This window comes from Micromonospora sp. NBC_00421 (genome assembly GCF_036017915.1).
In the GTDB taxonomy this organism is placed as follows: Bacteria; Actinomycetota; Actinomycetes; order Mycobacteriales; family Micromonosporaceae; genus Micromonospora.
The window spans coordinates 3,346,297-3,361,133 of record NZ_CP107929.1 but is presented as its reverse complement, the minus strand read 5'-3'; the positions used below and the strand labels follow the sequence as shown (position 1 = coordinate 3,361,133).

Here is a 14,837-nt window from a genome sequence, read left to right as displayed (position 1 = left end):
CTAGGCTGCCGGCGATGAACGAGGTGACCCGGATTCCGGTCGGCGGCGAGCAGCCGTACGACGTACTGGTCGGGCGGGGCCTGCTGGCCGAGCTGCCCGCGTTGCTGCCCGGGGCGTCCCGGGTGGCGGTGCTGCACGCGCCGCCGCTCAAGGAGCTGGCCGACCTGATCGGCGAGACGCTGGCCGCCGCGGGGGCGACCCCGCTGGCGATCGAGGTGCCCGACGCCGAGGCGGGTAAGCGGTTCGAGGTGGCCGCCGACTGCTGGGACCGGCTCGGTGCGGCCGGCTTCACCCGTACCGATGCGGTGGTCGGGGTGGGCGGCGGTGCGGTGACCGACCTGGCCGGCTTCGTCGCGGCCTGCTGGTTGCGCGGGGTGCCCTGGGTGCCGGTGGCGACGTCGTTGCTCGGCATGGTCGACGCCGCGGTCGGCGGCAAGACCGGGGTCAACACGGCGGCCGGCAAGAACCTGGTGGGCGCTTTCCACCCGCCGGTCGGGGTGCTGGCCGACCTGGACACGCTGGACAGCCTCCCGCCGGCCGACCTGGCCGCCGGGCTGGCCGAGGTGGTCAAGTGCGGTTTCATCGCCGACCCGGTGATCCTGGACCTGGTCGAGGCGGATCCGGCCGCCGCCGTCGACCCGGCCGGGCCGGTGGTCCGGGAGCTGATCGAGCGGGCGATCCGGGTCAAGGCCGACGTGGTCTCCGGTGACCTGCGGGAGTCGAGCGTCCGGGAGGTGCTCAACTACGGGCACACCCTGGCGCACGCGATCGAGAAGGTCGAGCGGTACCGCTGGCGGCACGGGCACGCGGTCTCCGTCGGCACCGTCTACGCCGGTGAGCTCGCCCGGTTGGCCGGTCGGCTCGACCCGGCGACCGCCGAGCGGCACCGCCGTGTGCTGACCGCGTTGGGCCTGCCCACCAGCTACCCGGCGGAGGCCTGGCCAGCCCTGCTGGCGGCGATGCGGGTGGACAAGAAGACGCGGGGCAGCCGACTGCGGTTCGTGGTGCTCGACGGCCTGGCCCGCCCGGCGATCCTGGACGGCCCCGACGACGACCTGCTGCACGCCGCCTTCCGGGAGGTCAGCCGGTGAGCGGGCCGGACACCCCCCGGGTGTACGTGCTCAACGGCCCGAACCTGGGCCGGTTGGGCACCCGCCAGGTCGACGTGTACGGCGTGACCAGCTATGCCGACCTGGTGGCGCTCTGCGTGGAGACGGGCCGCGAACTGGGGCTGGACGTGGTGGTCCGGCAGACCGACGCGGAGCACGAGCTGCTCGGCTGGCTGCACGGCGCGGCGGACGAGGCGGCGGCGGTGGTGCTCAACCCGGCGGCCTGGTCGCACTACTCGGTCGCGGTGCGGGACGCCTGCGCGTTGCTGCGGGGGCCGCTGGTCGAGGTGCACATCTCCAACATCCACGCCAGGGAGGAGTTCCGGCACCACTCGGTGGTGTCGGCGGTGGCCACCGGGGTGATCTGTGGTCTTGGCGTGGACGGCTACCGGCTTGCCCTGCGGTACCTCGCCACCCGGCTGACCGGCTGACCCTCCTCGTCACTGAGCGTGATGGTCGGCGCGGTTGGTGGTCCGGATCGGGCCCCGGCCGTCGACCCCGCCGCCGATTAGGCGCAGCTAGTAGACTCGGCACGTCTGTCCGCCAATTGATGATCAAGGCAGGAAATGGCATCCACCAACGACCTCAAGAACGGCCTGGTACTCAACCTCGACGGGGAGCTCTGGGCCGTCGTCGAGTTCCAGCACGTCAAGCCCGGTAAGGGTGGGGCGTTCGTCCGCACGACGCTGAAGAACGTGCTGTCCGGCAAGGTCGTCGACAAGACCTTCAACGCGGGCACCAAGGTCGAGACCGCCACCGTCGACAAGCGCACCATGCAATACCTCTACGCCGACGGTGAGGACTTCGTCTTCATGGATCTGGAGACGTTCGACCAGATCACCGTCCCCGGCGGCACCGTCGGCGAGGCCGCCAACTACCTCCTCCCCGAGGCCGAGGTGACCGTCGCCACCCACGAGGACGTGCCGCTCTACATCGAGCTGCCGACCAGTGTGGTGCTCCAGGTCACCTACACCGAGCCGGGTCTGCAGGGCGACCGGTCGACCGGCGGCAACAAGCCGGCCACCGTCGAGACCGGCGCGACCGTGCAGGTGCCGCTCTTCATCACCACCGACGAGAAGATCAAGGTCGACACCCGCGACGGCCGTTACCTCGGCCGAGCCTGATGGCCGAGGGTGCCAAGCAGCAGATGCCGGCGCGCCGCAAGGCGCGCAAGCGGGCGCTGGACGTGCTCTTCGAGGCCGACCTGCGGGACCGGCCCCCGGTCGAGGTGCTCGCCGGCTACGTCGAGCGGATCGAGAAACCGCGTCCCGAGCACCTGGACTACGCGGTCGGTCTGGTCGAGGGGGTCGCCGCGCACCTCGACCGGATCGACGAGGTGATCGCCAGCTACGCCGAGGGCTGGACCCTGGACCGGATGCCGGCGGTCGACCGCAACCTGGCCCGCATCGCCGTCTACGAGCTGCTCTACGTCGACGAGATCGACGACGCGGTGGCGATCAGCGAGGCGGTGGAGCTGGCCCGGCAGATGTCGACCGACGACTCGCCGCGCTTCCTCAACGGCATCCTCGGCCGGATCGCCGAGTACGCCACCCGCTGACCCCGGGCCGGGCGGGTGCCGCCGGGCCCGGGGTCGGGCGGTACGTCTGTCGGGTGGGGACGTGTGACGAGAGTGGCCCGTGCCGTCCGGCACGGGCCACTCTCGTCGGCGACCGCGGATCAGGAGGCGAAGAACGCCCGCGGGTCGGCCACCAGCACACCGTGCTCGGTGAGCCGCTCGATCAGCCCGGACGGCGAGGCGTCGTAGACGATCGCCAGGGCGCGCAGGTCGTCGGCGCGGATGGAGAGCACCCGACCGTTGTAGTCGCCGCGCTGTTGCTGGATCGCCCGGGCGTACCGGGCGACGTAGGCGAGGTCCTCGGAGGCCTCGTCGTAGAGTCGCTCCAGGTCCAGGACGATCTTGCTGGTGGGCTCGTGCCGCACACCGCTGCCGTCGGGCAGCAGCTCCGAGACGGGAACGCGGTAGAAGTCGGCCAGCTCCGCCAGGCGGGACACGGTGACGGCCCGGTCGCCGCGCTCGTATGAGCCGACCACCACGGCCTTCCAGCGTCCGTTCGACTTCTCCTCCACCCCCTGCAGGGACAGACCCTGCTGCTGGCGGATGGAGCGCAGGCGGGCACCCAGCGACTTGGCGTATTCAGAGGGCATTCGGACACTCCCAGGTGCTGTGCTTTGGGGTTCTCCCAGCGATTCGCTACGGAGCGTGACGGTACGGGGATTGCGACACGTGGTCAAGTGCTCGTGACATTCCCATCGGAGATAGCGGGGGAGTTGTCCCCATTTCACCGTCCTGATCCGGGGATCAGTGGGTCGCGGTGAACCGCCAGGTGACCGCTGGTAACGTGGCCGCCAGCCCCCGGTCGGGCCGCCCGCGACCCGACCGGACACCCCCGACATCCTTTAACGACCCGTCCCGTGAGGCGGGGAAGGAGGTCCGCCGTGGCCTGCCCACCGGCTGCCCATCCGTCGCCCGAGCGACAACCCTCGGTGAAGGTGATCCTCGCCAGCGCCGACGTCCAGCGCGTCGTCGACCGGATCGCCCACCAGATCCTGGAGAAGACCCAGGGCGCCGCCGAGACCGTCCTGCTCGGCATTCCCACCCGTGGTGCCCCGCTGGCCCGACGGCTCGCCGCCCGGATCAGCACCTTCGAGGACGTCGACGTCCCGGTCGGGGTGCTCGACATCACCCTCTACCGCGACGACCTGCGCCGGCACGCCACCCGCGCGGTCGGCCCCACCCAGTTGCCGCCGGGCGGCATCGACGGCAAGCGGGTCGTCCTCGTCGACGACGTGCTCTTCTCCGGCCGTACCGTCCGGGCCGCCCTCGACGCCCTCAACGACGTCGGCCGGCCCGCCTCGGTGCAGCTCGCCGTGCTGGTCGACCGGGGCCACCGGGAGCTGCCGATCCGCGCCGACTACGTCGGCAAGAACATCCCGACCGCGCTCGCCGAGAGCGTCCGGGTCACCCTCGCCGAGGTCGACGGCGCCGACGAGGTCAAGCTCTACGGGAGTACGCGATGAGCGCACCGCGACGGCACCCCGCAGCGGCGTACGAGAGGCGGTCCCAGTCATGATCAGGCATCTGCTCTCCGGTGCCGACCTGGACGCCGGCACCGCCACCCAGATCCTCGACACCGCCGCCGAGATGGCCACCGTCGCCGGCCGGGAGGTCAAGAAGCTCCCGGCACTGCGTGGCCGGACAGTGGTCAACCTCTTCTACGAGGACTCCACCCGGACCCGGATCTCGTTCGAGGCCGCCGCCAAGCGGCTCAGCGCCGACGTGATCAACTTTTCCGCCAAGGGCTCCAGCGTCACCAAGGGCGAGAGCCTGAAGGACACCGCGCTGACCCTCCAGGCGATGGGGGCCGACGCGGTGGTCGTCCGGCACCCCGCCTCCGGGGCCCCGCACCGGTTGGCGAACTGGGTGGACGGGTCGGTTGTCAACGCCGGCGACGGCACCCACGAGCACCCCACCCAGGCGCTGCTCGACGCGTACACCATGCGGGCCCGGCTGGGTCGGCTCGCCGGCCTGCACGTGGCGATCGTCGGCGACGTGCTGCACTCCCGGGTGGCCCGCTCCAACGTCCTGTTGCTGAGCACCCTCGGCGCCAAGGTCACCCTGGTCGGCCCGCCGACGCTGATCCCTGTCGACTGGGCCGCCCGCGCCGGCGGCGCGCCGCCGGTGACCGCGCCCGCGGAGGTCGACGCCGGCCCGGCCGCGGTGTCCCGTCCGGACACCGACGTCTGTTACGACCTCGACGCCGTGCTGCCCGGGGTGGACGTGGTGATGATGCTGCGGGTGCAGCGGGAGCGGATGAACGACTCCTACTTCCCGTCGGCCCGCGAGTACGCCAGGCGCTACGGGCTGGACGGCCCGCGCATGCGCCGGCTGCCCGAGCACGCGATCGTCATGCACCCCGGCCCGATGAACCGGGGGATGGAGATCACCCCCGAGGTCGCCGACTCACCCCGCTCCACCATCGTCGAACAGGTCGCCAACGGGGTCTCCGTGCGGATGGCCGTGCTCTACCTGCTGCTCGGAGGGAACAACCGGTGACCGCGTACCTGATCAAGAACGTGAGCGTCGTGGGCGGCGCGCCGACCGACCTGCTGATCCGCGACGGCGTCGTGGCCGCTGCCGGGACCGGGCTGACCGCACCGGACGCCGCCGTCGTCGACGGCACCGGACTTGTCGCCCTGCCCGGCCTGGTCGACCTGCACACCCACCTGCGCGAGCCCGGCCGGGAGGACACCGAGACCGTGGAGTCCGGCTCCCGGGCGGCGGCGCTCGGCGGCTACACCGCGGTCTGCGCGATGGCGAACACCTCGCCGGTCGCCGACACCGCCGGCGTGGTCGAGCAGGTCTGGCGGCTCGGCCGGCAGGCCGGGCTGGTCGACGTGCAGCCGATCGGCGCGGTCACCGTCGGCCTGGCCGGCGAGCGGCTCGCCGAACTGGGCGCGATGGCCGACTCGGCGGCCCGGGTGCGGATCTTCTCCGACGACGGGCACTGTGTGGCCGACCCGAAGCTGATGCGCCGGGCGCTGGAGTACGTCAAGGCGTTCGACGGGATCATCGCCCAGCACGCCGAGGAGCCCCGGCTCACCGAGGGCGCGCAGATGCACGAGGGCGAGGTCTCCACCCGGCTCGGGCTGACCGGCTGGCCGGCGGTCGCCGAGGAGGCGATCATCGCCCGGGACGTGCTGCTCGCCGAGCACGTCGGCAGCCGGCTGCACGTCTGCCACGTCTCCACCGCCGGCAGCGTCGAGGTGCTGCGTCAGGCCAAGGCCCGTGGGGTACGGGTCACCGCCGAGGTCACCCCGCACCACCTGCTGCTGACCGACGAGGTGGTGGCCGGGCGGGGCGAGTTGGCCAGCCCCGCGCTCGCCGACGGCTGGAGCCCGACGGCCAGCTACGACCCGGTCTTCAAGGTCAACCCGCCGCTGCGTACCGGCGTCGACGTGGCCGCGTTGCGCGCCGCGCTCGCCGAGGGGGTCATCGACGTCGTCGCCACCGACCACGCCCCGCACGCGGTGGAGGACAAGGAGTGCGAGTGGGCGTACGCCCGGCCGGGCATGCTCGGCCTGGAGACGGCGCTGTCCATCGCGCTCGACGTGCTCGGCCCGCAGTGGGACCTGATCGCCGACCGGATGTCGCGCACCCCGGCCCGGATCGCCGGCCTCGACGGCCACGGCCTCGACCCGGCACCCGGGGTGCCGGCCAACCTGACCCTGGTCGACCCGGCCGCCCGCCGGGTGATCGAGCCCGCGGAGCTGGCCAGCCGCAGTCGCAACACCCCGTACGCCCGCATGACGCTGCCGGGTCGCATCGTGGCGACCTTCCTGCGCGGCGAGCCGACGGTCCTGGACGGAAAGGCTGTCAAGTGATTCGAGCGAGGAACGTAGCGAAGCGGAGTCCCGCAGTCCGGATCGGAAGTGACGCGTGATTCGAGCGAGGAACGTAGCGAAGCGGAGTCCCGCAGTCCGGATCGGAAGTGACGCGTGATTCGAGCGAGGAACGTAGCGAAGCGGAGTCCCGCAGTCCGGATCGGAGGGCAGGCCAAGTGATTCGAGTGACCAACAAACGTAGATCCGCGATCCTGGTGCTGGAGGACGGGCGCACCTTCCACGGCGAGTCGTACGGCAGTGTCGGGGAGACCTTCGGTGAGGCGGTCTTCAACACCGGAATGACCGGCTACCAGGAGACCCTGACCGACCCGTCCTACCACCGGCAGGTGGTGGTGCAGACCGCCCCGCACATCGGCAACACCGGGGTGAACTCCGAGGACGACGAGTCCGACCGGATCTGGGTCGCCGGGTACGTGGTCCGCGACCCGGCCCGGATCAGCTCCAACTGGCGTTCCACAGGTGGTCTGGAGGACCGGCTCGGCGTCGAGGGGGTGGTCGGCATCGCCGGGGTGGACACCCGGGCGCTCACCCGGCACCTGCGCGAACGCGGCGCCATGCGGGTCGGCATCTCCAGCGTCGAGGACGACCCCCGCGCCCTGCTGGAGCGGGTCCGGCAGTCCCCGCAGATGGTCGGCGCGGACCTCTCCGCCGAGGTGAGCACCGCCGCGCCGTACGTGGTCGAGGCGGAGGGCACCCACCGCTACACAGTCGCCGCGCTGGACCTGGGCATCAAGCGCAACGTGCCGCGCCGGCTGGCCGCCCGGGGGGTCACCACCCACGTGCTGCCCGCCGGCTCCACCATCGACGACCTGCTGGCCACCGGCGCGGACGCGGTCTTCTTCTCGCCCGGCCCGGGTGACCCGGCCACCGCCGACGGGCCGGTGGCGCTGGCCCGGGAGGTGCTCAGCCGGCGGATCCCGCTGTTCGGCATCTGTTTCGGCAGCCAGATCCTCGGCCGGGCGCTCGGCTTCGGCACCTACAAGCTGGGCTACGGCCACCGGGGCATCAACCAGCCGGTGCTCGACCGGGCCACCGGCAAGGTCGAGGTGACCAGCCACAACCATGGCTTCGCGGTCGCCTGGCCGGGCCGTGAGCCGGGCGCGCCGGCCGGCGCGGTCGTCCCCGACCAGGTCATCGAGACCGAGTTCGGTGGCGTGCAGGTGTCGCACGTCTGCCTCAACGACAACGTGGTCGAGGGGCTGCGGGCCGTGGACGTGCCCGCCTTCACCGTCCAGTACCACCCGGAGGCGGCAGCCGGCCCGCACGACGCCGACTACCTCTTCGACCGTTTCGCCGAGCTGATCGAGGGCCGTGGCCCCGACGGACAGCCCGGCTCGGGCCGGACCCACAGCGAGGGGCGCACGAATGCCTAAGCGGAACGATCTCAAGCACATTCTGGTGATCGGCTCCGGGCCGATCGTGATCGGGCAGGCCTGCGAGTTCGACTACTCCGGCACCCAGGCCTGCCGGGTGCTGCGCAGTGAGGGGATCCGGGTCAGCCTGGTCAACTCCAACCCGGCGACCATCATGACCGACCCGGAGTTCGCCGACGCCACCTACGTCGAGCCGATCACCCCGGAGTTCGTCGAGCTGGTCATCGCCAAGGAGCGGCCCGACGCGCTGCTGCCCACCCTGGGCGGGCAGACCGCGTTGAACACCGCGGTCGCCCTGCACGCCGCGGGCGTCCTCGACAAGTACGGCGTCGAGCTGATCGGCGCGAACATCGAGGCGATCAACCGGGGCGAGGACCGCCAGCTGTTCAAGGAGATCGTCGCCAAGGCCGGCGTACGGCTGGGGCTGGCCGACCCGGCCGGCCTGGTGCCCCGGTCCCGGGTCTGCCACTCGATGGACGAGGTCCGGGCGACCGTCGCGGAGCTGGGTCTGCCGGTGGTGATCCGGCCGTCGTTCACCATGGGCGGCCTGGGCTCCGGCATGGCGCACACCGACGAGGACCTGACCCGGATCGCCGGGGCCGGTCTGGCCGCCAGCCCGGTGCACGAGGTGCTCATCGAGGAGAGCGTGCTCGGCTGGAAGGAGTACGAGCTGGAGCTGATGCGCGACCGGCACGACAACGTGGTGGTGGTCTGCTCGATCGAGAACATCGACCCGATGGGCGTGCACACCGGGGACAGCGTCACCGTCGCCCCGGCGATGACGCTCACCGACCGGGAGTACCAGGACCTGCGCGACCTGGGCATCGCGGTGCTGCGCGAGGTCGGGGTGGACACCGGCGGCTGCAACATCCAGTTCGCGGTCAACCCGGTCGACGGCCGGATCGTCGTGATCGAGATGAACCCCCGGGTGTCCCGTTCGTCGGCGCTGGCCTCGAAGGCCACCGGTTTCCCGATCGCCAAGATCGCCGCGAAGCTGGCCATCGGCTACACCCTGGACGAGATCCCCAACGACATCACGCTGAAGACTCCGGCGGCGTTCGAGCCGACCCTGGACTACGTGGTGGTGAAGATCCCCCGGTTCGCGTTCGAGAAGTTCCCCGGCGCCGACCCGGAGCTGACCACAACGATGAAGTCGGTCGGCGAGGCGATGAGTCTCGGGCGCAACTTCACCGAGGCGCTCAACAAGGCGATGCGCTCGATGGAGACGAAGTCGGTGGGTTTCTGGACCCAGCCGGATCCGCAGGACGCCACCAGGGAGAACACTCTCGCCGCGCTGCGGATGCCGCACGACGGCCGGCTCTACACCGTCGAGCGGGCGCTGCGGTTGGGTGCGTCGGTGGCCGAGGTCGCCGAGGCGTCCGGTGGGATCGACCCGTGGTTCCTGGACCAGATCGCCGGGCTGGTCGAGCTGCGGGCCGAGATCGTCGACGCCCCGGTGCTCGACGCCGACCTGTTGCGCCGGGCCAAGCGGGCCGGGCTGTCCGACCGGCAGCTCGCCGCGCTGCGCCCGGAGCTGGCCGCCGAGGACGGCGTGCGCACCCTGCGGCACCGGCTCGACGTCCGCCCGGTCTACAAGACGGTGGACACCTGCGCCGCCGAGTTCGAGGCCACCACCCCGTACCACTACTCGACGTACGACGAGGAGACCGAGGTCGCCCCGTCGGACCGGCCCAAGGTGCTCATCCTGGGTTCCGGACCGAATCGGATCGGCCAGGGCATCGAGTTCGACTACTCCTGCGTGCACGCCGTGCAGGCGCTGCGCAGTGCGCCCCTCGACCCGGCTGCCGGTGGCGACCCGGCTGCCGGTGGCGACCCGGCCGCCGGTGCCGTCGGTTACGAGACCGTCATGATCAACTGCAATCCGGAGACCGTCTCCACCGACTACGACACCGCCGACCGGCTCTACTTCGAGCCGCTGACGTTCGAGGACGTGCTGGAGGTCTGGCACTCCGAGGACTCCTCCGGGCGGGCAGCCGGTGGCCCCGGCGTGGTCGGGGTGATCGTGCAGCTCGGCGGGCAGACCCCGCTGGGGCTGGCGCAGCGGCTGAAGGACGCCGGACTGCCGGTGGTCGGCACCTCCCCGGAGTCGATCCACCTGGCCGAGGAGCGCGGCGCGTTCGGCGCGGTGCTGGCCCGGGCCGATCTGCGCGCCCCGGCACACGGCATGGCCACCTCGTACGACGAGGCGAAGGCGATCGCCGACGAGATCGGCTACCCGGTGCTGGTGCGCCCGTCGTACGTGCTCGGCGGGCGGGGCATGGAGATCGTGTACGACGACGACACGCTGCGCGGGTACATCGACCGGGCCACCGAGATCTCCCCGGACCACCCGGTGCTTGTCGACCGGTTCCTCGACGACGCCATCGAGATCGACGTGGACGCGCTCTGCGACGCCGACGGCGAGGTCTACCTGGGCGGCGTGATGGAGCACATCGAGGAGGCCGGCATCCACTCCGGCGACTCGTCGTGCGCGCTGCCGCCGATCACGCTGTCCGGCGCTCACCTGGCCGAGGTGCGTCGCTACACCGAGGCGATCGCCCGGGGGGTGGGGGTGCGCGGCCTGCTCAACGTCCAGTACGCCCTCAAGGACGACATGCTCTACGTGCTGGAGGCGAACCCGCGGGCGTCCCGGACGGTCCCGTTCGTCTCCAAGGCCACCGCCGTCCCGTTGGCGAAGGCGGCGGCCCGGATCGCCCTCGGCGCGACCATCGCCGGACTGCGCGCCGAGGGGCTGCTCCCGGCCACCGGCGACGGCGGGGTGATGCCGCCGGACGCCCCGATCGCGGTCAAGGAGGCGGTGCTGCCGTTCAAGCGGTTCCGCACCCCGGCCGGCAAGGGCGTCGACTCGCTGCTCGGCCCGGAGATGAAGTCCACAGGTGAGGTGATGGGCATCGACACCAGCTTCGGGCACGCCTTCGCGAAGAGCCAGTCCGCCGCGTACGGCTCGCTGCCGACCACCGGGAAGATCTTCGTCTCGGTGGCGAACCGCGACAAGCGCGGCATGATCTTCCCGATCAAGCGGCTGGCCGACCTGGGCTTCGAGATCGTCGCGACCACCGGCACCGCCGAGGTGCTGCGTCGGCACGGCATCGCCTGCGAGCAGATCCGCAAGCACTACCAGGCGGGCGAGGGAGCGGACGCGGTGTCGATGATCCTCGCCGGTGACGTGGCCCTGGTGGTGAACACCCCGCAGGGCTCGGGCGCGAGCGCCCGCTCGGACGGCTACGAGATCCGTAGCGCCGCCGTGACGGCCGACATCCCCTGCATCACCACCGTGCCCGGCGCGGCGGCGGCGGTCATGGGCATCGAGGCCCGGATCCGGGGCGACATGCGCGTCCGCCCCCTCCAGGAACTCCACGCCGCCCTCCGAGCCACCCAATGACCCCCCCACCCCCCCAACCCCCCCAACCCCCCACCCCCCCAACCCACCCGGCGCTCCGCCCGGTGATCAAGAGGTTTTGGTCACCGGACCCACCCTGCGGTGACGCAAATCTCTTGATCACCGACGAGGACGCCCGGCGTGACCCGGTCAGCGGGGGGTTGGGGGTGGGGGTGTGGTGATGTTCGAGAAGGGGGTGCGGCGGGCGTTGTTCCGGATCGGGGGCGGGGACGCCGAGACGGCGCACGAGTGGACGTTGCGGCGGTTGGTGACCCTGTCCCGGCGGCCGGCGGCGCTGGCGTTGCTGCGGGCCCGCAACCTGCACCGGGCGCCTCGGACGGTGTTCGGGGTGCAGTTCCCCAATCCGGTGGGGTTGGCGGCCGGGATGGACAAGAACGGGGTGGCCCTGCCGGCCTGGCCGGCCCTGGGGTTCGGCTTCGTCGAGGTGGGCACGGTCACCGCGCACGCCCAGCCGGGCAACCCCCGGCCCCGGCTGTTCCGGCTGCCCGACAGCGCGGCGGTGATCAACCGGATGGGCTTCAACAACGCCGGGGCAGCGGCCCTGGCGGCCCGGCTGGCGGCGCTGCCCCGCCCGCTCGGGGTGCCGCTGGGCATCTCGCTGGGCAAGTCCAAGGTGACCCCGCTGGACGAGGCGGTCGAGGACTATCTCACCTCCTACCGGGCGTTGCGCGGGCACGGCGACTACTTCGCGGTCAACGTCTCCTCCCCGAACACCCCGGGGCTGCGCTCGTTGCAGGACAAGGCCCACCTGGACGCCCTGTTGGCCACCCTGGTGGGGGAGAAGCCGGTGCTGGTGAAGATCGCCCCGGACCTCACCGAACCGGCGGTGGCCGAACTGCTGGAGGTCTGCCTGGCCCGGGGGGCGGCCGGGGTGATCGCCACCAACACCACACTGGCCCGGGACGGCCTCGCCCCGGCCGACCGGGAGCGCGGCGTGCAGACCGGCGGGCTGTCCGGTCGCCCGCTGACCGGGCGGGCCCGGGAGATGGTGGCCTTCGTCCACCGGGAGACCGGCGGCCGGCTCCCGGTGATCGGCGTCGGCGGCATCCTCGATCCGGACGACGCCGCCCGGATGTTCGACGCCGGGGCGAGCCTGGTCCAGCTCTACACCGGTTTCATCTACCGGGGGCCGGCACTGGTCCGGGCAGCCGCCCGGGTGTCGACCGGCGCACCGACGGGCGACCGGGCGGTGAGCGGGCGGTGAGCCGACGGGTACGACCGGCGCTCCCGGTCGTACCCGTGGCACGGTAGAGGCCGCCGCGGTGGCGGTCGACGAGGGTACGAAGGAGCACGCGTGACGCCCGAGGAGATCCTGGCCGCCGACCGGGCCCACGTCTGGCACCCGTACGCGGCGTTGCCGCCGGCGTACCCGCCCTACGTGGTGCACAGCGCCGAGGGCGTCCGGCTGCGGCTGGTCGACGGCCGGGAGTTGGTCGACGGGATGTCGTCCTGGTGGGCGGCGATCCACGGCTACCGGCATCCGGTGCTGGACGCTGCGGTCGTCGACCAGCTCGGCCGGATGAGCCACGTGATGTTCGGCGGGCTCACCCACGAGCCGGCGGTCCGGCTGGCCGGGACCCTGGTCGAGCTGGCACCGGACGGGTTGGAGCACGTCTTCCTGGCCGATTCGGGCTCGGTGTCGGTCGAGGTGGCGATCAAGATGTGCCTGCAGTACCAGCGGGCCACGGGCCGGCCGGAGCGTCGCCGGCTGGGCACCTGGCGGGGCGGATACCACGGTGACACCTTCCATCCGATGAGCGTCTGCGACCCCGAGGGTGGGATGCACCATCTCTGGGGGGAGGCGCTGCCCCGGCAGGTCTTCGCCCCGGTGCCCCCCGGTGGCTTCGCCGACCCGCCCGACCCGGCGTACGTGACGGCGTTGACCGACGCCGTCACCCGGCACGCCGACGAACTGGCCGCGGTGATCGTGGAGCCGGTGGTGCAGGGTGCCGGCGGGATGCGCTTCCACCACCCGGGGTACCTGCGGGTGCTGCGCGAGGTGACCCGCGCGCACGGGGTGTTGCTGATCTTCGACGAGATCGCCACCGGGTTCGGTCGGACCGGGACGATGTTCGCCGCCGAGCATGCCGGGGTGACCCCTGACGTGCTCTGTGTCGGCAAGGCGCTGACCGGTGGCTACCTCACCCTGGCGGCGGCGCTGTGCACCCCGGAGGTGGCCTGGGGCATCGCCGCCGACGGAGTGCTCGCGCACGGCCCGACTTTCATGGGCAACCCGTTGGCCTGTGCGGTCGCCAATGCCTCTCTGGAGCTGCTACAGGCCGGCGACTGGGCCTCCGAGGTGGCGCGGGTGGGTGCGGGGCTACGCGTCGGTCTGGAGCCGTTGCGGGGGGCGCCGGGCGTGGCGGACGTCCGGGTGCTGGGCGCGATCGGCGTGGTGCAGGTGGACCGCGAGGTGGACGTGGCGGCGGCGACGGCTGCCGCCGTGGCCCGGGGCGTGTGGCTGCGCCCCTTCCGTGACCTGGTGTACGCCATGCCGCCGTACCTGACCGGGGACGCGGACGTGGCCCTGATCGCGGCCGGGATCGCCGCTGCGGTCGAGGCCGGCTGATGCCGGGCGGGGGAGGGAGCGGACCGGGGTGGCGACCGCCGCCACGGTCGGTGGAGACGAGAACAGGAGCATCTATGGAGACCTTCGGAACCCGACTGCACCGCGCGGTGGCGGAGCGTGGGCCGCTCTGCGTGGGCATCGACCCGCACCCCGGACTGCTGGCCCGCTGGGGTCTGCCGGACGACGTCAGCGGCTTGGAGCGGTTCGCCCGGACCGTCGCGGAAGCGCTCGGTGACCGGGTTGCGGTGATCAAGCCCCAGTCGGCCTTCTTCGAGCGATTCGGGAGCCGGGGAGTGGGGATTCTTGAGTCAACTATCCGACAGTTACGCGAGGCTGGCGCGCTCGTTCTTCTCGACGTCAAGCGCGGCGACATCGGTTCGACGGTCGCGGCGTACGCCTCCGCGTACCTTGATCCATCCAGCCCGCTGTATGTCGACGCCGTCACCGCGAGCCCCTACCTGGGAGTAGGTTCGCTGGCCCCGATGTTCGAGTCTGCCGCCGCGCACGGCGGTGGAGTGTTCGTGTTAGCGCTCACCTCGAACCCCGAAGGAGCCGAGGTGCAGCGTGCGGTCACCTCCGGTGGGCGTACCGTCGCACAGCTTGTTATCGATGAGATTTCGCAGCTCAACAGGGGTGCGGAGCCGCTCGGCAGCTTCGGATTGGTGGTCGGCGCGACCATCGGCGACACCGGCCACGACCTGTCCCGGGTCAATGGCCCGCTGCTCGCTCCGGGGCTCGGCGCGCAGGGCGCGACGGCGACGGATCTACCGATCGTGTTCGGTTCGAGCCTCTCCGCAGTGCTGCCGTCGTACTCCCGGGAGGTGCTCGACGCGGGCCCCGACGCCGACGCGCTGCGCGCCGCGGCGGACCGTGTGGCGGCCGACTGCCGGCACATTCTGGCTGCCGAAACTGACTGACGGCTCGGTCACTTTACGTTGATC

General features: G+C 71.9%; 13 protein-coding genes. 12 read left to right on the top strand and 1 reads right to left on the bottom strand.

Annotated elements, in window-relative coordinates; all coding sequences use genetic code 11:
• Positions 1-14 precede the first annotated feature (14 nt).
• The 4 genes from aroB (at position 15) to nusB (ending at position 2,667) form a co-directional block, all read left to right on the top strand.
• Positions 15-1,091 carry a 3-dehydroquinate synthase gene (aroB, locus tag OHQ87_RS13865; protein WP_328348492.1) on the top strand — a complete coding sequence of 359 codons (1,077 nt, stop codon included), beginning with the start codon at positions 15-17 and terminating at the stop codon, positions 1,089-1,091.
• Positions 1,088-1,540: a type II 3-dehydroquinate dehydratase gene (gene aroQ / locus OHQ87_RS13860; RefSeq protein ID WP_328348491.1), complete on the top strand. Its 453-nt coding sequence runs from the start codon at positions 1,088-1,090 to the stop codon at positions 1,538-1,540. Before aroB ends, aroQ begins: the two co-directional genes overlap by 4 nt.
• A 135-nt stretch (positions 1,541-1,675) precedes the next feature.
• Positions 1,676-2,233, top strand: coding sequence for an elongation factor P (gene efp / locus OHQ87_RS13855; protein ID WP_328348490.1), 558 nt, complete (start codon positions 1,676-1,678; stop codon positions 2,231-2,233).
• 23 nt (positions 2,234-2,256) lie between these two features.
• Positions 2,257-2,667 (top strand): transcription antitermination factor NusB, encoded by a 411-nt coding sequence (gene nusB, locus OHQ87_RS13850; RefSeq protein WP_208570213.1) that lies wholly within the window; start codon positions 2,257-2,259, stop codon positions 2,665-2,667.
• A gap of 119 nt (positions 2,668-2,786) precedes the next feature.
• On the opposite strand, the gene bldD is transcribed toward nusB, so the two are convergent.
• Positions 2,787-3,275 carry a transcriptional regulator BldD gene (gene bldD / locus OHQ87_RS13845; RefSeq protein ID WP_013285505.1) on the bottom strand — a complete coding sequence of 163 codons (489 nt, stop codon included), beginning with the start codon at positions 3,273-3,275 and terminating at the stop codon, positions 2,787-2,789.
• A gap of 291 nt (positions 3,276-3,566) precedes the next feature.
• Here bldD and pyrR point away from each other — a divergent pair, with 291 nt between their 5' ends.
• The 8 genes from pyrR (at position 3,567) to pyrF (ending at position 14,813) form a co-directional block, all read left to right on the top strand.
• Positions 3,567-4,148 (top strand): bifunctional pyr operon transcriptional regulator/uracil phosphoribosyltransferase PyrR, encoded by a 582-nt coding sequence (gene pyrR / locus OHQ87_RS13840; protein WP_328348489.1) that lies wholly within the window; start codon positions 3,567-3,569, stop codon positions 4,146-4,148.
• A 49-nt stretch (positions 4,149-4,197) separates the two neighbouring features.
• Entirely contained in the window at positions 4,198-5,184 is a 987-nt protein-coding gene (locus OHQ87_RS13835; RefSeq protein ID WP_328348488.1) for an aspartate carbamoyltransferase catalytic subunit, read from the top strand.
• Positions 5,181-6,512, top strand: coding sequence for a dihydroorotase (locus OHQ87_RS13830; RefSeq protein ID WP_328348487.1), 1,332 nt, complete (start codon positions 5,181-5,183; stop codon positions 6,510-6,512). The genes OHQ87_RS13835 and OHQ87_RS13830 overlap by 4 nt, the downstream gene beginning before the upstream one ends.
• Positions 6,513-6,697: 185 nt before the next feature.
• Positions 6,698-7,906 (top strand): glutamine-hydrolyzing carbamoyl-phosphate synthase small subunit, encoded by a 1,209-nt coding sequence (carA, locus tag OHQ87_RS13825; protein WP_328348486.1) that lies wholly within the window; start codon positions 6,698-6,700, stop codon positions 7,904-7,906.
• On the top strand, positions 7,899-11,309 hold the full coding sequence (gene carB, locus OHQ87_RS13820) for a carbamoyl-phosphate synthase large subunit (protein WP_328348485.1): 3,411 nt from the start codon (positions 7,899-7,901) through the stop codon (positions 11,307-11,309). The genes carA and carB overlap by 8 nt, the downstream gene beginning before the upstream one ends.
• 175 nt (positions 11,310-11,484) lie before the next feature.
• Complete coding sequence (locus OHQ87_RS13815) at positions 11,485-12,531, top strand: quinone-dependent dihydroorotate dehydrogenase (protein ID WP_328348484.1); 1,047 nt, start codon at positions 11,485-11,487, stop codon at positions 12,529-12,531.
• A 90-nt stretch (positions 12,532-12,621) separates the two neighbouring features.
• Complete coding sequence (locus OHQ87_RS13810) at positions 12,622-13,896, top strand: adenosylmethionine--8-amino-7-oxononanoate transaminase (RefSeq protein WP_328348483.1); 1,275 nt, start codon at positions 12,622-12,624, stop codon at positions 13,894-13,896.
• 74 nt (positions 13,897-13,970) lie between these two features.
• Positions 13,971-14,813, top strand: a complete 843-nt coding sequence (pyrF, locus tag OHQ87_RS13805; protein WP_328348482.1) for an orotidine-5'-phosphate decarboxylase — start codon at positions 13,971-13,973, stop codon at positions 14,811-14,813.
• Positions 14,814-14,837: the final 24 nt, after the last annotated feature.

Coding starts and splice junctions, on each gene's coding strand:
- nusB (WP_208570213.1), top strand. CDS start 2,257: ATGCCGGCGCGCCGCAAGGCGCGCAAGCGGGCGCTGGACGTGCTCTTC.
- pyrF (WP_328348482.1), top strand. CDS start 13,971: ATGGAGACCTTCGGAACCCGACTGCACCGCGCGGTGGCGGAGCGTGGG.
- bldD (WP_013285505.1), bottom strand. CDS start 3,275: ATGCCCTCTGAATACGCCAAGTCGCTGGGTGCCCGCCTGCGCTCCATC.
- efp (WP_328348490.1), top strand. CDS start 1,676: ATGGCATCCACCAACGACCTCAAGAACGGCCTGGTACTCAACCTCGAC.
- carB (WP_328348485.1), top strand. CDS start 7,899: ATGCCTAAGCGGAACGATCTCAAGCACATTCTGGTGATCGGCTCCGGG.
- OHQ87_RS13835 (WP_328348488.1), top strand. CDS start 4,198: ATGATCAGGCATCTGCTCTCCGGTGCCGACCTGGACGCCGGCACCGCC.
- aroB (WP_328348492.1), top strand. CDS start 15: ATGAACGAGGTGACCCGGATTCCGGTCGGCGGCGAGCAGCCGTACGAC.